Origin of the sequence: Enterobacter sp. JBIWA005, assembly GCF_019968805.1 — a bacterium.
GTDB lineage: Bacteria > Pseudomonadota > Gammaproteobacteria > Enterobacterales > Enterobacteriaceae > Enterobacter > Enterobacter vonholyi.
In genome coordinates, this window is record NZ_CP074159.1 from 409,484 (window position 1) to 428,460 (window position 18,977).

The following is an 18,977-nucleotide window of genomic DNA, read 5'->3' on the forward strand; positions in this document are numbered from 1 at the left end:
ACGGGATGATAAATCGCGTTAAAGGTTGGGTGTTGGCTGCCACCGTGCTGCTGTGCGCGCAGGCCGGGGCGGCAAACCTCTCAGATATTCAGGTATCAAACGGCGAAAGCCAGGCTCGAATCACGTTCAGCTTTATGGGCGATCCTGAATATGCGTTTTCACAGCCAGACAGCCACAGCGTGGCGCTGGATATCAAGCAGACAGGCGTGATCCAGGGGCTACCGCTGCGGTTCAGCGGTAACAACCTGGTGAAAAGTATCCGTTCGGGAACGCCGCAGGATAGCCAGTCGTTACGCCTGGTGGTCGATCTGACCGAAAAGGGCAAAACGAAGGCGGTGAAGCAGCAAAACGGGGCGAACTATACGGTGGTCTTTACCATCAATGCCGATGTCCCGCCACCGCCTCCACCGCCGCCGGTCGTTGCGAAACGCGTCGAAGAACCGGTGTATACGCCGCGTCCTGCTGAACCTGCGCGTAATCCGTTTAAATCGCAAAACGACCGCATTACTGCGGCAACCAGCAGCAATACGGTGACGCGTCCGGCGGCCAGCGCGCGACGCGCGACGGTCAGCGGTGACAAAGTGATTATCGCCATTGATGCGGGTCACGGCGGGGAAGATCCCGGGGCGATTGGTCCTGGCGGCACGCGAGAGAAAAACGTAACTATCGCTATCGCGCGTAAACTGCGTTCGCTACTCAATGACGACCCTATGTTTAAAGGCGTGTTGACCCGCGACGGGGATTACTTTATCTCCGTAATGGGGCGCTCGGATGTGGCGCGTAAGCAAAACGCAAACTTCCTAGTCTCCATTCATGCGGACGCCGCACCGAATCGTAGCGCCACCGGCGCCTCGGTTTGGGTGCTGTCGAACCGTCGCGCTAACAGCGAAATGGCCAACTGGCTGGAAGAGCATGAAAAGCAGTCTGAACTGCTAGGCGGTGCGGGCGACGTGCTGGCGAACAGCCAGTCCGATCCGTACCTCAGCCAGGCGGTGCTGGATTTACAGTTCGGTCATTCTCAGCGCGTCGGGTATGATGTCGCCACTAACGTATTGAACCAGCTGCAAAGTGTTGGCGTGCTGCATAAGCGTCGTCCGGAACATGCCAGCCTCGGCGTTCTACGCTCGCCAGATATTCCGTCCATCCTTGTAGAGACGGGCTTTATCAGTAACAACGGTGAAGAGCGTCTGTTGGGAAGCGACAGTTACCAGCAGCAAATTGCCGAAGCGATTTATAACGGTTTACGCAAATATTTTGAGGCGCATCCTCTGCAGTCTGCGCCGCAGAGCGGCGCTGCCCAGACGGCCAGCGCAGCGCTGCCGGGTGAGATGACCGCGACCAACTAAGGAGAATTCATGCCGATTCAGGTTCTACCGCCGCAGCTCGCGAACCAAATCGCCGCCGGTGAGGTGGTGGAACGCCCTGCGTCGGTGGTGAAGGAGCTGGTGGAAAACAGCCTCGATGCGGGCGCAACCCGCATCGATATTGATATCGAACGCGGTGGCGCGAAGCTTATCCGCATTCGGGACAATGGCTGTGGCATTAAAAAAGAGGAGCTGTCGCTGGCGCTGGCTCGTCATGCTACCAGTAAAATTGCCTCTCTGGACGATCTGGAAGCGATTATTAGCCTCGGTTTTCGCGGTGAAGCGCTGGCCAGTATCAGCTCGGTTTCGCGTTTAACGCTGACCTCCCGTACCGCTGAACAGCAGGAAGCCTGGCAGGCTTACGCCGAAGGGCGCGATATGGATGTGACGGTCAAACCGGCGGCGCATCCTGTCGGGACAACGCTTGAAGTATTAGATCTCTTCTACAACACCCCCGCCCGACGCAAGTTTATGCGTACCGAGAAGACCGAGTTCGGCCATATCGACGAGATTATTCGCCGTATCGCGCTGGCCCGTTTCGATGTCACCATCAACCTCAGCCATAACGGTAAGGTGATGCGTCAGTACCGCGCGGTGGCGGAAGGCGGACAGAAAGAGCGCCGCCTGGGCGCTATCTGCGGTACGCCGTTTCTGGAACAGGCGCTGGCCATTGAGTGGCAGCACGGCGATCTGGCTTTACGCGGCTGGGTTGCCGATCCAAACGCGAGCAGTGCTGCGTTTGCCGAGATCCAGTATTGCTACGTCAACGGCCGCATGATGCGCGATCGTCTTATCAATCACGCGATTCGCCAGGCCTGCGAAGACAAGCTCGGGGCCGATCAGCAGCCTGCTTTCGTCCTTTATCTGGACATCGACCCGCATCAGGTGGATGTGAACGTTCATCCTGCCAAGCATGAGGTGCGGTTCCACCAGTCGCGTCTGGTTCACGACTTCATTTATCAGGGCGTGGCCGCTGTGTTACAGCAGCAGGCAGCACCAACGCTGCCGCTGGAAAACGACGCTCCAGCGCCGCGTACGCTGCTGGAAAACCGAGTGGCGGCAGGGCGCAACCATTTTGCGGAGCCTGCCGCCGCGCGTGAACCGGAGACCCTGCGTTTCTCCCCGGCAGGGAGCGCACCGCGTTCAACGGGCGCGAACTACCCGAATGCCCAGCCTGGTTATCAGAAGCAGCAGGGAGCGTTGTACCGCAAATTGCTGGAAACACCAGCCGTGGAGCGTAAAGAGCACATTCCTGCCGCTCAGCCTTCTCTGGACGGGCATAGCCAAAGTTTTGGCCGGGTGCTGACGATTATCGCGCCCGACATGGCATTGCTTGAGCGTGACGGCAAACTGATGCTTATGGCACTGCCGGTCGCCGAACGCTGGCTTAAGCAGGTGCAGCTCACGCCCGGCGAAAATGCAGCCTGTGCGCAGCCGCTCTTGATTCCGGTTCGCCTGAAAATATCCCCTGATGAAACAAGGGTATTGCAGCGTGCAGAGCCGCAGCTGGCGCAGATGGGTATTGAAACTGTGCTCGAACCACAACATGTGACAATTCGTGCAGTGCCTTTACCCTTACGCCAACAAAATTTACAAAACTTGATTCCTGAACTGATAGGCTACCTGGCGCAGCAAACATCGTTTGATGCCGCCAACACCGCGCAGTGGATCGCCCGCCATCTGGCAAGCGAACACGCGCCGTGGAGCATGGCACAGGCCATCAGCGTGCTGGCTGAGGTTGAACGCCTCTGTCCGCATCTGGTGAAAGCGCCGCCGGGTGGGTTATTACAACCTGTTGATTTACAAACGGCGATGAACGCCCTGAAACATGATTGACGTAAGTAAGGCGAGCCTGCCTAAGGCAATTTTTTTAATGGGCCCAACGGCCTCCGGCAAAACGGCGCTAGCCATTGAGTTGCGTAAAGTTTTGCCTGTAGAGTTGATTAGCGTCGACTCCGCCCTCATCTACCGAGGGATGGACATCGGCACGGCGAAGCCTGACGCAGAAGAACTGCGCGCGGCACCGCACCGTTTGCTGGATATACTCGACCCGGCTCAGGCTTACTCCGCAGCGGATTTTCGCCGGGATGCCTTAGCCGAGATGGCAGAGATAACGGCGGCGGGACGTATACCGCTGTTGGTTGGCGGAACCATGCTCTATTTCAAGGCGCTGCTGGAGGGGTTGTCACCTCTGCCATCCGCGGATCCGGAAGTAAGAGCGAAAATTGAGCAGCAGGCGGCAGAGCAGGGTTGGGACGTTTTGCATCAGCAACTGGCGGAGATTGACCCGGTTGCTGCAGCGCGGATCCATCCAAATGATCCGCAAAGGCTTTCCCGGGCACTGGAAGTTTTTTTCATTTCGGGTAAAACTTTAACGGAACTGACGCAAACGTCAGGAGACGCTCTGCCGTATCAGGTGCATCAGTTCGCCATCGCCCCGGCGAGCCGTGAACTGCTCCATCAGCGGATTGAGCAGCGTTTTCATCAGATGTTAGCTTCAGATTTTGAAGCAGAAGTGCGGGCGCTTTTTGCCCGTGGAGATTTGCATACGGACATGCCTTCCATTCGTTGTGTGGGATACCGCCAGATGTGGTCGTATCTTGAAGGTGAGATTTCATACGATGAAATGGTTTATAGAGGTGTTTGCGCCACGAGACAGTTAGCGAAGCGCCAGATCACCTGGTTACGCGGTTGGGAGGGTGTTCACTGGTTAGACAGTGAAAAACCGCAACAGGCGTTAAACGAAGTGATTGAGGTTGTTGGTGATATCGCTCACTGAATGTGTACAATTGAGGCGTATCGTGCGCAATTTTTCAGAATCGCAAGGTTCTAAGTACAAAACAAGCATATAAGGAAAAGATAGAATGGCTAAGGGGCAATCTTTACAAGATCCGTTCCTGAACGCATTGCGTCGGGAACGTGTTCCAGTTTCTATTTATTTGGTGAATGGTATTAAGCTGCAAGGTCAGATTGAGTCTTTCGATCAGTTTGTGATTCTGTTGAAAAACACGGTCAGTCAGATGGTCTACAAGCACGCTATTTCTACTGTTGTTCCGTCCCGTCCGGTATCTCATCACAGCAATAACGCTGGCGGCGGCACTGGTAGTAACTACCATCATGGCAGCAGCGCGCAGGGTTCTTCAACGCCGGCGCAGGACAGCGACGAGACCGAATAAGGTTTCGCACTGTTATCCACACGGGGAGCCAGGGATCCTGCGTTCCCCGCTGATCTTTTTAGAGAGGTTTACGCTTGTTTGACCGTTATGATGCCGGTGAGCAGGCGGTGCTGGTACACATCTATTTTTCGCAAGACAAAGATATGGAAGACCTCCAGGAGTTTGAATCTCTGGTCTCTTCCGCCGGTGTCGAAGCAATGCAGGTGATTACCGGTAGCCGTAAAGCGCCGCACCCAAAGTATTTTGTTGGTGAAGGTAAAGCAGTCGAAATTGCGGATGCCGTAAAAGCAACCGGCGCGTCAGTCGTGTTGTTTGATCATGCGCTGTCTCCAGCCCAGGAGCGCAACCTGGAAGCCCTTTGCGAATGCCGTGTTATCGATCGCACGGGTTTGATTTTAGATATTTTTGCTCAGCGTGCACGTACCCATGAAGGGAAACTGCAGGTTGAGCTGGCGCAGCTGCGCCATCTGGCAACGCGTCTGGTGCGTGGCTGGACACACCTTGAAAGACAAAAAGGCGGGATTGGTTTGCGCGGTCCGGGTGAAACCCAGCTCGAAACCGACCGTCGTTTACTGCGTGGCCGAATTACTCAGATCCTCTCACGTCTGGAACGTGTAGAGAAACAGCGTGAACAGGGGCGTCGGGCGCGCACCAAAGCCGACATCCCGACGGTGTCGCTGGTGGGCTATACCAACGCCGGTAAATCCACCCTGTTTAACCAGATAACCGAGGCCCAGGTGTATGCTGCAGACCAGCTGTTTGCGACCCTGGACCCTACGCTGCGCCGTATTGACGTTGCAGACGTCGGTGAAACGGTGCTGGCGGATACCGTAGGGTTTATTCGCCACTTGCCGCATGACCTGGTGGCGGCGTTTAAAGCCACCCTGCAGGAGACGCGACAGGCGACTCTGTTACTGCACGTGATTGATGCAGCAGACGTGCGCGTGCAGGAGAACATTGACGCGGTGAATGTGGTGCTCGAAGAGATCGATGCTCACGAGATCCCAACGCTGTTGGTCATGAACAAGATCGATATGCTGGACGATTTCGAACCGCGTATCGACAGAGATGAAGAAAACAAACCAATTCGGGTCTGGCTTTCTGCCCAGACCGGTATTGGTGTGCCACTGCTTTTCCAGGCTTTGACAGAACGTCTTTCCGGTGAGGTAGCTCAGCACACGCTGCGACTGCCGCCACAGGAAGGCAGGCTGCGCAGCCGGTTTTATCAGCTTCAGGCGATAGAAAAAGAGTGGATGGAGGATGACGGCAGCGTGGGGATGCAGGTGCGTATGCCGATCGTTGACTGGCGTCGCCTCTGTAAACAAGAACCTGCGCTGGTCGACTATATCGTCTGATCAGAAAGGGGATGCCTGAATAATTCGCCCTTGCATAACAAATATGGAGCATATACATGGCGTGGAATCAGCCCGGTAATAACGGACAAGACCGCGACCCGTGGGGAAGCAGCAAACCTGGCGGCAACTCTGAGGGAAATGGCAACAAAGGTGGTCGCGAGCAGGGGCCGCCGGATCTGGATGATATCTTCCGCAAACTGAGCAAGAAGCTTGGTGGCCTTGGCGGAGGAAAAAGTTCTGGCTCGGGTGGCAATTCCACTCAGAGTACGCGCCCGCCAATGGGTGGCCGCGTAGTGGGCATCGTGGCCGCTGCGGTAGTCATCATCTGGGCAGCCAGCGGGTTCTACACCATTAAAGAAGCAGAACGCGGCGTAGTCACCCGTTTCGGTAAGTTTAGCCATCTGGTTGAGCCGGGTCTGAACTGGAAGCCAACCTTCATTGACGACGTGACCGCGGTAAACGTGGAATCCGTCCGTGAACTGGCCGCCTCCGGCGTGATGCTGACCTCTGACGAAAACGTGGTGCGCGTTGAGATGAACGTGCAGTACCGCGTGACCGATCCTGAGCGTTATCTGTTTAGCGTGACCAGCGCCGATGACAGCCTGCGTCAGGCGACTGACAGCGCCCTGCGTGGTGTCATCGGTAAATACACCATGGACCGTATTCTGACCGAAGGTCGTACCGTTATTCGTAGCGATACCCAGCGCGAGCTGGAAGAGACCATTCGTCCGTACAACATGGGTATCACCCTGCTGGACGTCAACTTCCAGGCTGCGCGTCCGCCGGAAGAGGTGAAAGCCGCATTTGACGATGCGATTGCTGCCCGTGAAAACGAACAGCAATACATCCGTGAAGCAGAAGCGTACACCAACGAAGTTCAGCCACGCGCTAACGGTCAGGCGCAGCGTATTCTGGAAGAAGCGCGCGCGTATAAGACCCAGACCATCCTGGAAGCTCAGGGTGAAGTGGCTCGCTTTGCGAAGATCCTGCCTGAATACAAAGCAGCGCCGGAAATTACCCGTGAGCGTCTCTATATCGAGACCATGGAAAAAGTGCTGAGCCACACCCGCAAAGTGTTGGTTAACGACAGTAAAGGCGGAAACCTGATGGTGCTGCCGCTGGATCAGATGCTGAAGGGCAGTTCTGCACCGGCAGCAAAAGACACCAGCGGAGCGAACAACCTGCTGCGTCTGCCGCCAGCCTCAACAGGCAGCGCCAGCTCGAACACAACGCCTTCTTCGAACGATGGTGACATTATGGACCAACGCCGTGCTAACGCGCAGCGTAACGACTACCAGCGTCAGGGGGAATAAGGATGCGTAAGTCAGTTATTGCGATCATCGTCATCGTACTGGTCGTGCTTTATACCTCGATCTTTGTGGTGAAAGAGGGCGAGCGTGGGATCAAGTTCCAGTTCAGCAGCGTCGTGCGTGATGGCGACAAACGCCCGGTGATTTACGAGCCGGGTCTGCACTTCAAGGTGCCGTTCATTCAGTCCGTAAAAACGCTTGATGCGCGTATCCAGACCATGGATAACCAGGCAGATCGTTTTGTGACCAAAGAGAAGAAAGACCTGATCGTTGATTCCTATATCAAATGGCGCATCAGTGATTTCAGCCGTTACTTCCTGGCAACGGGCGGCGGTGACGTTTCTCAGGCAGAAGTGCTGCTGAAACGTAAGTTCTCTGACCGTCTGCGTTCTGAGATTGGTCGTCTGGATGTGAAAGACATTGTGACCGACTCCCGTGGTCGTCTGACCCTGGAAGTTCGCGATGCGCTGAACTCCGGCACAGCGGGCACTGAAGATGAAGTTTCAACGCCGGCAGCAGACGATGCGATTGCCAAAGCGGCTGAACGTGTTCAGGCGGAAACCAACGGTAAAGTGCCGGTGATCAATCCGAACAGTATGGCTGCACTGGGTATCGAAGTCGTTGACGTGCGTATCAAGCAGATCAACCTGCCGGTGGAAGTGTCCGAGGCGATTTACAACCGTATGCGCGCCGAGCGTGAAGCGGTAGCCCGTCGTCACCGTTCACAGGGCCAGGAAGAGGCTGAGAAGCTGCGTGCTGCAGCAGACTACGAAGTCACCAAGACGCTGGCGGAATCTGAGCGCCAGGGTCGTATCCTGCGCGGTGAAGGTGATGCGGAAGCCGCGAAATTGTTTGCTGATGCCTTCAGCCAGGATCCTGACTTCTATGCCTTTATCCGTAGCCTGCGTGCCTACGAGAATAGCTTCCAGAGCAGCCAGGATGTGATGGTGCTTAGCCCGGACAGCGATTTCTTCCGTTATATGAAGACGCCGACTAACGCAACGCGATAAACTCAGGCTCGTTTGAGTATTCAAACCACCGCTCTCAACGGAGCGGTGGTTTTCTTTTATAAGGAACAAAAATGAATTCAACGATCTGGCTCGCGCTGGCCCTGGTCCTGGTGCTTGAAGGCCTGGGACCGATGCTCTATCCACGCGCCTGGCGTCGAATGATCGCCACCATGAGCCAACTGCCGGATAATATTTTACGTCGTTTTGGCGGCGGTCTTGTGGTTGCGGGCATCGTGATCTACTACATGTTGAGGAAAACGATTGGCTGATCAAAAAGTAGGCGCAATCGGCGTATTTTGAGGTCAAAAAGTGCTGTATATCTGAAAAAGCGATGGTAGAATCCATTTTTAAGCAAACGGTGATTTTGAAAAAAATGGGTAACAACGTCGTCGTACTGGGCACCCAATGGGGTGACGAAGGTAAAGGGAAGATTGTTGATCTTCTGACTGAACGGGCTAAATATGTTGTGCGCTACCAGGGCGGTCACAACGCAGGCCATACTCTCGTAATCAACGGTGAAAAAACCGTCCTCCATCTTATTCCATCAGGCATTCTTCGCGAAAACGTCACCAGCATCATCGGTAACGGCGTTGTGCTGTCTCCAGCGGCGCTGATGAAAGAGATGAAAGGTCTGGAAGACCGTGGTATCCCTGTTCGTGAGCGTCTGCTGCTCTCCGAAGCCTGCCCGCTGATCCTGGATTATCACGTGGCGCTGGACGTAGCGCGTGAGAAAGCGCGTGGCGCGAAAGCGATCGGCACCACCGGTCGTGGTATCGGCCCGGCTTACGAAGATAAAGTTGCACGCCGCGGTCTGCGCGTGGGCGACCTCTTCGACAAAGCGACCTTCGCTGAAAAACTGAAAGAAGTGATGGAATATCACAACTTCCAGTTGGTGAACTTCTATAAAGCTGACGCTGTTGACTACCAGAAAGTGCTGGATGACGTCATGGCGATTGCAGACATTCTGACCGGTATGGTTGTTGATGTGTCCGATCTGCTCGACCAGGCGCGCAAGCGTGGCGATTTCGTCATGTTCGAAGGTGCGCAGGGTACGCTGCTGGACATCGACCACGGTACCTATCCGTACGTCACCTCCTCTAACACCACCGCGGGTGGCGTGGCGACCGGCTCTGGCCTGGGTCCACGTTATGTGGATTACGTACTGGGCATCATCAAAGCGTACTCCACTCGCGTGGGTGCGGGTCCATTCCCGACCGAACTGTTTGATGAAACCGGCGAGTTCCTGTGCAAGCAGGGTAACGAGTTTGGCGCGACCACCGGTCGCCGTCGTCGTACCGGCTGGCTGGATGCGGTTGCCGTGCGTCGCGCAGTGCAGATCAACTCCCTGTCTGGCTTCTGCCTGACCAAGCTGGACGTACTGGACGGCCTGAAAGAAGTGAAAATCTGCGTAGGCTACCGTATGCCAGATGGCCGCGAAGTGACCACCACTCCGCTGGCTGCTGACGACTGGGAAGGCATTGAGCCAATCTACGAAACCATGCCGGGCTGGTCTGAGACCACCTTCGGTGTGAAAGAGCGTAGCGGCCTGCCGCAGGCGGCGCTGGATTACATCAAGCGCATTGAAGAACTGACCGAAGTGCCGATCGATATTATTTCTACCGGCCCGGACCGTACTGAAACGATGATTCTGCGCGATCCGTTCGACGCATAATCTTCGTGACTGCTGGCCTGCGGGGAGACCCGTAGGCCGGATAAGCGTAGCGCCATCCGGCGACCGCTCCTGGATCTCCGCTTTTTCGCCCCGTCTGTCAAATAAATTAGCCGCTAACTATCTGGCTGGTTTATCATCATTAATGAATATCTCTGCGGTTTGTCCGCGATTTCCCTTTTTCCTGAGGTTGATGTGCAGTTAACAAGTTTCACCGATTACGGCTTACGTGCGCTGATTTACATGGCGTCGTTACCCGAGGGGAAGATGACCAGTATCTCTGAAGTGACAGAGGTCTACGGCGTATCCCGTAATCATATGGTCAAAATAATCAATCAACTTAGTCGTGCCGGATACGTTGCTGCCGTCCGCGGGAAGAATGGTGGGATCCGTCTCGGTAAACCGGCACAGAGTATTCGTGTTGGCGATGTGGTACGTGAACTGGAGCCGCTGTCTCTGGTGAACTGCAGCAGCGAGTTCTGCCACATCACGCCCGCTTGCCGCCTGAAACAGGCGCTTTCTAAGGCCGTGCAAAGTTTTCTCATGGAACTGGATAACTACACGCTGGCCGATTTGGTTGAAGAGAATCAACCGCTTTATAAATTATTGCTGGTGGAATGAAGAAAATTTCCACCGGAGCTGACAACGGAGGAACCGACATGTCACACGATCCTTTCCAGGAACGCGAAGCCGAAAAATACGCGAATCCTATCCCCAGCCGCGAGTTCATCATTGAACACTTAACAAAACGCGAAAAACCCGCCAATCGTGAAGAACTTGCCGTTGAATTAAATATTGAAGGTGAAGAGCAGATTGAAGCCCTTCGCCGCCGCCTGCGCGCGATGGAGCGCGACGGGCAACTGGTCTTTACCCGCCGCCAGTGCTACGCGCTGCCGGAACGCCTCGATCTGCTGAAAGGGACCGTCATTGGTCACCGCGATGGCTTCGGCTTCCTGCGCGTGGAAGGCCGTAAAGACGATCTGTATCTCTCATCTGAACAGATGAAAATGTGCATCCACGGCGACCAGATCCTGGCGCAGCCGCTGGGCGCCGACCGTAAAGGTCGCCGAGAGGCGCGCGTCGTGCGCGTTCTGGTGCCAAAAACCAGCCAGATTGTCGGCCGCTACTTTACCGACGCGGGCGTTGGGTTCGTGGTGCCGGACGACAGCCGTCTGAGCTTCGACATCCTGATCCCACCTGAAGAGGTGATGGGTGCCCGCATGGGCTTTGTGGTGGTGGTGGAACTCACCCAGCGCCCAACCCGTCGCACCAAAGCGGTAGGTAAAATCGTCGAAGTGCTGGGCGATAATATGGGCACCGGCATGGCCGTTGATATGGCGCTGCGCACCCACGAAATTCCGTACATCTGGCCGAAAGCGGTTGAAGAGCAGATTGAAAGCCTGCGTGAAGAAGTGCCGGAAGAATCCAAAGTGGGCCGCGTGGATCTCCGCTCCCTGCCGCTGGTCACGATCGACGGTGAAGACGCCCGTGACTTCGATGACGCCGTCTACTGCGAGAAAAAACGCGGTGGCGGCTGGCGTCTGTGGGTCGCTATTGCAGACGTAAGCTACTATGTTCGTCCGCACACTCCGCTGGATAACGAAGCGCGCAGCCGCGGTACCTCGGTCTACTTCCCGTCGCAGGTTGTACCGATGCTGCCGGAAGTGCTCTCTAACGGCCTGTGCTCCCTGAACCCGCAGGTTGACCGCCTCTGTATGGTTTGCGAGATGACCATCTCCACCAAAGGGCGCTTAACCGGCTACAAATTCTACGAAGCGGTGATGAGCTCACACGCGCGTCTGACCTATACCAAGGTCTGGCATATGCTGCAGGGCGACCAGGATCTGCGCGAACAGTACGCGCCGCTGGTCAAACACATCGAAGAGCTGCATAACCTCTACAAAACGCTGGATCAGGCGCGCGAAGAGCGCGGCGGGATCTCGTTTGAGAGTGAAGAAGCGAAATTTATCTTCAATGCCGAGCGCCGCATTGAGCGTATCGAACAGACCCAGCGTAATGATGCGCACAAGCTGATCGAAGAATGTATGATTCTGGCGAATATCTCGGCGGCACGCTTCGTTGAGAAAGCCAAAGAGCCTGCGCTGTTCCGTATCCACGATAAACCGTCGACGGAAGCCATCACCGCGTTCCGCTCCGTGCTGGCTGAACTGGGCCTGGAGCTGCCGGGCGGCAACAAGCCAGAGCCGCGCGATTACGCCGAGCTGCTGGAATCCATTAGCGATCGTCCTGATGCAGAAATGCTGCAGACAATGCTGCTGCGCTCGATGAAGCAGGCGATTTACGATCCGGAAAACCGCGGTCACTTCGGCCTGGCGCTGCAGTCTTACGCCCACTTTACGTCGCCGATCCGTCGTTACCCTGACCTCTCTCTGCACCGTGCGATCAAGTATCTGCTGGCGCAGGAGCAGGGACATAAAGGGAACACCACCGAAACCGGTGGCTACCACTATTCGATGGAAGAAATGCTGCAGCTGGGTCAGCACTGCTCCATGACCGAACGCCGTGCCGATGAAGCTACCCGCGACGTGGCGGACTGGCTGAAGTGTGACTTTATGCTGGACCAGGTCGGTAACGTCTTCAAAGGTGTGATTGCCAGCGTGACCGGCTTTGGCTTCTTCGTTCGTCTGGACGAGCTGTTTATCGACGGTCTGGTGCACGTCTCCAGCCTGGATAATGACTACTACCGCTTCGACCAGGTCGGCCAGCGTCTGATTGGCGAATCTGGCGGCCAGACCTATCGTCTGGGCGACCGTGTGGAAGTGAAGGTTGAGGCCGTGAATATGGACGACCGTAAAATCGACTTCAGCCTGATCTCCAGCGAGCGCGCCCCGCGTAACGTCGGTAAAACCGAACGCGAAAGAGCGAAAAAAGGCGGAAACGGCAAAACGAGCGGCAAGCGCCGTCAGGCCGGTAAGAAGGTGAACTTCGAGCCGGACAGCGCGTTCCGCGGTGAGAAGAAGCAGAAGCCGAAGGCGGCGAAGAAAGAAGCCCGTTCAGCGAAGAAACCTTCCGCGAAGACACAGAAAATAGCGGCTGCCACCAAAGCGAAGCGCGCGGCCAAGAAAAAGCAGGCGGAGTAAAATCTCCCCTCATCCTGACCCTCTCCCCAACGGGGGGAGGGGAAATACTTATTACGAGAACCATCAATGAGTGAAATGATTTACGGCATCCACGCGGTGCAGGCCCTTCTCGAGCGCGCACCGGAGCGTTTTCAGGAAGTGTTTATTCTGAAAGGGCGTGAAGATAAGCGTCTGATGCCGCTGATCCATGCCCTGGAAGCGCAGGGTGTGGTGATCCAGCTGGCGAATCGCCAGTTCCTGGATGAAAAAAGTGAAGGCGCGGTTCACCAGGGGATCATTGCCCGCGTGAAGCCGGGCCGTCAGTATCAGGAAAACGATCTGCCGGACCTGATTGCCGAGCTGGAGAATCCGTTCTTCCTGATCCTCGATGGCGTAACCGATCCGCACAACCTCGGCGCGTGTCTGCGCAGCGCGGATGCGGCGGGCGTGCATGCGGTGATTGTGCCGAAAGATCGCTCCGCGCAGCTGAACGCGACGGCGAAGAAGGTAGCCTGCGGCGCGGCGGAAAACGTTCCGCTGATCCGCGTGACCAACCTGGCGCGCACCATGCGTCTGCTGCAGGAAGAGAACATCTGGATCGTCGGGACTGCCGGTGAAGCGGATCATAATCTGTACCAGAGCAAAATGACCGGCCGTCTGGCGCTGGTGATGGGGGCGGAAGGCGAAGGCATGCGTCGTTTGACCCGCGATCACTGCGACGAGCTGATCAGTATCCCGATGGCGGGCAGCGTGTCCTCCCTGAACGTGTCTGTTGCGACGGGTATTTGCCTGTTTGAAGCGGTGCGTCAGCGGGGAGAATAAACAGCAAGGCCGTCCACAGGACGGCCTTTAGTGTTTTCTCCCTCTCCCCGTGGGAGAGGGCCGGGGTGAGGGCATCAGACGGTGACAACCTCACTCCTCTAACGACCGCAGATGGTCATCCTTCCTCAGGGTCATCAGCGCGAAAATACTCACCACCGCCGTTGCCATCACGTAATACGCCGGAATATCCAGGTTACCCGTCTGCTTAATCAGCCCGGTAATGATTAACCCTGCGCATCCCGAGAAAATCGCGTTCGATAACGAGTAGGCCAGCCCCAGCCCGGTATAGCGTACGCGCGTCGGGAACATCTCAGAGAGCATCGCCGGGCCTGGCCCCGCCAGCATGCCCACCAGACCGCCCGCAATCAATACCACTATCGCTTTCACCGCCAGCGTGCTGGACTCCGCCTGCAGAAGTTTCAGCAGCGGCAGGGCGAGGATCAGCAGCAGCGCGGTGGCGATAATCATTACCATGCGACGCCCGATCCTATCGCTCAGGATCCCCGACGGAATAATGGTTAGCGCAAACCCAACGTTCGAAATCACCGCGATCAGCAGCGCCTGGTTAAACCCGGTGTGTAGCGCCGACTGGAGATAGGTCGGCATAATCACCAGGTAAGTGTAACCCGCCGCAGACCAGACCATTACGCGGCCAATCCCCATCACGATGGCCCGGAGCGTGGCGGCAGTATCCGCCTTAGCGACAGCCGGTTTGTCCTGCTGCTGCACAAAGCTGGGCGTCTCCTCCATGCTGACGCGAAGCCACAGCGCAACAGCGCCCATGGGCAGCGCCAGGAAGAAAGGAATGCGCCAGCCCCAGTCGTGCAGGGCTTCAGGCGTGAGGAGGGCGGAGAGCAGCGCCACGATGCCTGCGCCCGCTAACAAGCCCAGCGCCACGGTAAAGGACTGCCACGCGCCGTAGAGGCCGCGCCTGCCGCGCGGGGCGAACTCCGTCATCAGCGAGACCGCACCGCCGTACTCGCCGCCCGCGAACAGCCCCTGCAGGATGCGCAGCAGCGTAATAATGAGCGGCGCGGCAATCCCGATGCTGGCATAGACCGGCACAACGCCGATGGCGGCGGTAGCGAGCGTCATCAGCACCAGCACGATGATTAGCGTCGGCTTACGGCCAATCCGGTCGCCGATGCGGCCAAACACCACCGCACCCAGCGGGCGGAAGAAGAAGGCGATGGCAAACGAGGCGTAGGTGAGGATCAGGCTGGTAAGCCCAGCTTCCCCTTCAAGCTGGAAGAAGTTCTTCGCAATGACGGTCGCCAGAAAACCGTAGACCGCAAACTCATACCACTCGATAAAGTTACCAATGGAGCCGGCAATTAATGCTCGCTTGTGCGCATCCGGTTGCATAACGATCCTCATTGAAAAGGGTAAGAATAAATTATTCAACAAAAGCGAAGTCATGAAATAGTTTATTCTTATGTTCTGTGAGCTATTTCACGAATGATATCAGCGGGATCGTGAACGTGTGACTCCCCTCCCATGCAGCGTGTGCGCGGTCTGTCCATACTTATCGTCATTGCCACTGAAGGAGGGAGACAGTATGCACTGGCAGACCCATACCGTTTTCAATCAACCCGCACCGCTTTCCAACAGCAACCTTTTCCTTTCGGACTGCGCGCTGCGTGACGCAGTTTCGCGCGAGGGGGCCGAGTGGGATGTTGAGCTGCTCGCCAGCATCGGGCAGCAGTTAGGTACCGCAGAGTCGCTGGAGCTGGGCAGGCTGGCGAACGTGAATCCGCCGGAGTTGCTTCGCTATGACGCCACCGGAGAGCGACTGGATGACGTCCGCTTTCACCCGGCATGGCACCTGCTGATGCAGGGGCTGTGTGCCAATCGGGTACATAACCTGGCATGGGAAGAGGAGGCGCGTAAAGGGTCGTTTGTCGCGCGGGCCGCACGCTTTGTGCTTCATGCTCAGGTGGAAGCGGGCACGCTTTGTCCGGTCACCATGACGTTTGCCGCGACACCGCTCCTGCAGCAGGCGCTCCCCAGACTCTTTCACGACTGGCTGACGCCGCTGCTCAGCGATCGCTACGATCCGCATCTTGCGCCTGGCGCACAAAAGCGCGGCCTGCTGATTGGTATGGGGATGACGGAAAAGCAGGGCGGCTCGGACGTGCTGAGCAACACCACCAAAGCGGAAAAATGCGGTGATGGCAGCTACCGGCTGGTGGGACACAAATGGTTTTTCTCCGTCCCGCAAAGCGATGCGCATCTCGTGCTGGCGCAGGCGAAGGGCGGGTTGTCCTGCTTTTTTGTGCCGCGCTTTTTGCCTGATGGACAGCGCAACGCCGTCCGGCTGGAGCGCCTTAAGGACAAGCTCGGGAATCGCTCCAACGCCAGCAGCGAGGTGGAGTTTCTTGATGCCTCCGGCTGGCTGCTGGGGGAAGAGGGCGAAGGGGTACGGCAGATCCTCAAAATGGGCGGTCTGACGCGCTTTGACTGCGCGCTGGGCAGCCACGGACTCATGCGTCGGGCGCTGTCCGTGGCTCTGTACCATGCGCATCAGCGCCAGACCTTCGGCAAAAATCTTATCGATCAGCCGCTCATGCGCGAAGTGCTAAGCCGGATGGCGCTGGTGCTGGAGGGGCAAACGGCGCTGCTGTTCCGCCTGGCGCGGGCGTGGGATAAACGCACCGATCCGCACGAGGCTGCCTGGGCACGGCTGTTTACCCCGGCAGCGAAATTTAGCGTGTGCAAAGCGGGCATCCCGTTTGTGGCTGAAGCGATGGAGGTGCTGGGCGGAGTCGGGTACTGCGAGGAGAGCGAACTTCCCCGCCTGTACCGAGAGATGCCGGTGAACAGCATCTGGGAAGGGGCCGGTAACATCATGTGCCTGGACGTGCTGCGCGTGCTGGCGAAGCAGCCGGGTATTCACGATCTGCTTGCCGATGAGTTTGCACAGGTAAAAGGGCAGGACAGACACTTCGACCGCAGCTGGCGACAGCTTCAGCAAAAACTGCGTAAACCGCAGGAGGCGCAGGGACGGGAAATTGCGCAGCAGCTTTTCCTGCTGGGTGCCGGGAGCGAAATGCTGCGGCACGCGTCGCCTCCGGTGGCGCAGGCGTGGTGCCGCATGATGCTGGATACCCGTGGCGGCACGCTGATGAGCGAGCAGGTGCAAAGTGACCTGCTGCTGCGTGCGACGGGCAGAGTCGGTTAGCCTTTTAGCTGGAACAGGCTCACCAACTGAGCCAGATGTGATCCCTTCTCGCGCAGCGTTTGAGCCGTTTGTTCGCTGCGTGAGATACGATCGGCATTAATATGCGACGCTTCGCCAATGTGGGTCATGGCGAGGTTAACCTGGCCAATCCCTGCGGACTGCTCGCGTGAGGCATGGTTAATCTCGGTGACCAGCTGGCTGATGTTATCGATATGAATGATGATGTCATCCATCGCCAGGCGGGTTTTTTCAGACAGCGCATGGCCCTCACTCACTTTTCTGAGCGTATCGCCAATCAGCTGTTCAATCTCCTTCACCGCGTTAGCGCTGCGTCCCGCTAGGGCGCGAACTTCCTGCGCGACTACCGCAAACCCTTTTCCGTGCTCACCGGCGCGGGCCGCTTCCACTGCCGCATTCAGCGCCAGAATATTGGTCTGGAAAGCGATGGATTCGATCACGCGCGTGATGTCTTCTATGCGTTTTGACGCTTCGCGAATATCGTCCATGGTCGACACCGCGTGGGTGACCGTCTCACCGCCCTGATGGACCGCGAGCGAGGTTTCACCGACCAGCTGCTGCGTTTGCTCCATGTTGGCGGCATTTTGCTGCACGGTGGCGGCCAGCTGCTCCATGCTGGCGGAGGTCTCTTCCACGCTGCTCGCCTGCTTGTTGATCTGCTCTGAAATCTCGCCGGTGTCGGCGGCCAGCGCGTTGGTGCCCAAATGGATCTCGCCAGCGGCCTCGCGGACCTGCAGGACAATTTTTTGCAGGCCGCCGCCGATGCCGTTGATAGCATCGATCAGCTGGCCGACTTCGTCCTGGCGCGTCACGGGCAGGCAGGAACGGAGATCCCCTGCGGCATATTGCCGGGCAAGATGGATCACATTGCGCAGCGGTCGGGTCAGCACGCGGCGAATAAGAATCACGAACAGGCCAGCAAACAGGATGGATAAGACCACGCCGGCCAGCAGGAAGCGATCGCGCATGGCGGTAACGCTTGAGAGCAGCACCGATTTATCCACTTCGCCGACGATAGTCCAGTTCCAGCCTGGCAGCGGGGTATAGGCCATTTTCAGCGTGCGGCCGTCGTCGCTTACGCGTTCCAGCGTGCCGGGCTTGTCACTCAAAAGCTGTTGCTGCGTCGCGCCGTCCCACTTCGGCAGCTGTCCCTCTTCACCGGCATGGAACAGGTATTGCCCGCGCGTTTTGCCGTTGCTGCGATCCAGCACGAAGAAGTGACCGCTCTCGCCCAGGCGGCGGGTGAGGATTTTCTCGCGCATGACGTTCCAGGAATGCGTAATGTCCACGCCAACAAAGACGATCGCAATGACCTGGCCATCGGCGTTTTTAACCGGCTGATACTGGGTGATATAGCGTTTGCCAAACAGCAGCGCCAGGCCACGGTAGACTTCCCCTCTGTTGACGGCGGCAAAGGCCGGGCTGGCGGTATCCAGCACGGTGCCCATCGCCCGCTCGCCGTTCTCTTTGCGCAGGGAGGTGGCGACGCGAACAAAGTCGTTACCGCTGCGTACAAAAAGCGTGGAGATTGCTCCCGTACGGCTCAGAAAGTCATCGGAAAAAGAGGTATTTTCATGGAGTTCAGCGTCTCCCCCTTTCAGTAGGGGAACGGTGAGCCCGTTAATGGTCCGGGGCTGCTGAGTATCGACGCTAAAAGGCTGGGGCAGAAATGTCGTAAACAGTTTGGTGTAACTTTCGACTTCTTCGCTCAGGCTGGTATTAAACATCTGCACCATGTCGACCATGCCTGTGGACTGATTATGCAGGTCTTCGACGGCGAGGGCTTCAAGCTGCTGGCTGGCTTTTTGACTGAGCAGAAAAGTGAAAAGCAGAAACAGCGTGGCGACACTGATGCCCGTAAGCAGCGACAGCTTTGCCCCCAGGCCTGCACGGCGAAAAACGTTGATCATAAATTGCTCATCATTGAAAAGGTATGGTTCTTCAACGGCAGAGCGGGGATTAAGTTTACTGAATTAATGTAACAAAATGTTA

The 18,977-nt window shown here is 57.0% G+C and carries 15 protein-coding genes; 13 read left to right on the top strand and 2 right to left on the bottom strand.

Annotated features, from left to right (window positions below):
- Positions 1-5 precede the first annotated feature (5 nt).
- From amiB to rlmB, 12 genes are all read left to right on the top strand, one after another.
- Positions 6-1,346: an N-acetylmuramoyl-L-alanine amidase AmiB gene (gene amiB, locus KGP22_RS01920; RefSeq protein ID WP_223581027.1), complete on the top strand. Its 1,341-nt coding sequence runs from the start codon at positions 6-8 to the stop codon at positions 1,344-1,346.
- 9 nt (positions 1,347-1,355) lie between these two features.
- Positions 1,356-3,200 (top strand): DNA mismatch repair endonuclease MutL, encoded by a 1,845-nt coding sequence (mutL, locus tag KGP22_RS01925; RefSeq protein ID WP_223581028.1) that lies wholly within the window; start codon positions 1,356-1,358, stop codon positions 3,198-3,200.
- The gene (miaA, locus tag KGP22_RS01930) at positions 3,193-4,143 is read left to right on the top strand and encodes a tRNA (adenosine(37)-N6)-dimethylallyltransferase MiaA (protein ID WP_223581029.1); all 951 of its coding nucleotides are present in this window, start codon (positions 3,193-3,195) and stop codon (positions 4,141-4,143) included. Before mutL ends, miaA begins: the two co-directional genes overlap by 8 nt.
- A gap of 85 nt (positions 4,144-4,228) precedes the next feature.
- Entirely contained in the window at positions 4,229-4,540 is a 312-nt protein-coding gene (gene hfq, locus KGP22_RS01935) for an RNA chaperone Hfq (RefSeq protein ID WP_023334248.1), read from the top strand.
- A 74-nt stretch (positions 4,541-4,614) separates the two neighbouring features.
- Positions 4,615-5,895 (top strand): ribosome rescue GTPase HflX, encoded by a 1,281-nt coding sequence (gene hflX, locus KGP22_RS01940; protein WP_023310136.1) that lies wholly within the window; start codon positions 4,615-4,617, stop codon positions 5,893-5,895.
- Positions 5,896-5,951: 56 nt separating this feature from the next.
- Positions 5,952-7,208, top strand: a complete 1,257-nt coding sequence (gene hflK / locus KGP22_RS01945; RefSeq protein WP_111965393.1) for an FtsH protease activity modulator HflK — start codon at positions 5,952-5,954, stop codon at positions 7,206-7,208.
- Positions 7,209-7,210: 2 nt separating this feature from the next.
- The gene (gene hflC, locus KGP22_RS01950; RefSeq protein WP_111965392.1) at positions 7,211-8,215 is read left to right on the top strand and encodes a protease modulator HflC; all 1,005 of its coding nucleotides are present in this window, start codon (positions 7,211-7,213) and stop codon (positions 8,213-8,215) included.
- 71 nt (positions 8,216-8,286) lie between these two features.
- On the top strand, positions 8,287-8,484 hold the full coding sequence (locus KGP22_RS01955) for a DUF2065 domain-containing protein (protein WP_003855996.1): 198 nt from the start codon (positions 8,287-8,289) through the stop codon (positions 8,482-8,484).
- Between the two features lie 104 nt (positions 8,485-8,588).
- Positions 8,589-9,887, top strand: coding sequence for an adenylosuccinate synthase (locus KGP22_RS01960; RefSeq protein WP_006178975.1), 1,299 nt, complete (start codon positions 8,589-8,591; stop codon positions 9,885-9,887).
- Positions 9,888-10,079: 192 nt separating this feature from the next.
- Entirely contained in the window at positions 10,080-10,505 is a 426-nt protein-coding gene (gene nsrR, locus KGP22_RS01965; protein ID WP_111965420.1) for a nitric oxide-sensing transcriptional repressor NsrR, read from the top strand.
- 38 nt (positions 10,506-10,543) lie between these two features.
- Positions 10,544-12,985 carry a ribonuclease R gene (gene rnr / locus KGP22_RS01970; protein WP_115876625.1) on the top strand — a complete coding sequence of 814 codons (2,442 nt, stop codon included), beginning with the start codon at positions 10,544-10,546 and terminating at the stop codon, positions 12,983-12,985.
- Between the two features lie 66 nt (positions 12,986-13,051).
- On the top strand, positions 13,052-13,786 hold the full coding sequence (rlmB, locus tag KGP22_RS01975; protein WP_223581030.1) for a 23S rRNA (guanosine(2251)-2'-O)-methyltransferase RlmB: 735 nt from the start codon (positions 13,052-13,054) through the stop codon (positions 13,784-13,786).
- Positions 13,787-13,876: 90 nt separating this feature from the next.
- On the opposite strand, the gene KGP22_RS01980 is transcribed toward rlmB, so the two are convergent.
- Positions 13,877-15,151, bottom strand: a complete 1,275-nt coding sequence (locus KGP22_RS01980) for an MFS transporter (protein WP_223581031.1) — start codon at positions 15,149-15,151, stop codon at positions 13,877-13,879.
- 193 nt (positions 15,152-15,344) lie between these two features.
- Here KGP22_RS01980 and KGP22_RS01985 point away from each other — a divergent pair, with 193 nt between their 5' ends.
- Positions 15,345-16,967, top strand: coding sequence for an isovaleryl-CoA dehydrogenase (locus tag KGP22_RS01985; protein WP_223581032.1), 1,623 nt, complete (start codon positions 15,345-15,347; stop codon positions 16,965-16,967).
- Here KGP22_RS01985 and KGP22_RS01990 read toward each other — a convergent pair.
- Positions 16,964-18,895, bottom strand: coding sequence for a methyl-accepting chemotaxis protein (locus KGP22_RS01990; protein ID WP_223581033.1), 1,932 nt, complete (start codon positions 18,893-18,895; stop codon positions 16,964-16,966). The genes KGP22_RS01985 and KGP22_RS01990 overlap by 4 nt on opposite strands.
- Positions 18,896-18,977 lie beyond the last annotated feature (82 nt).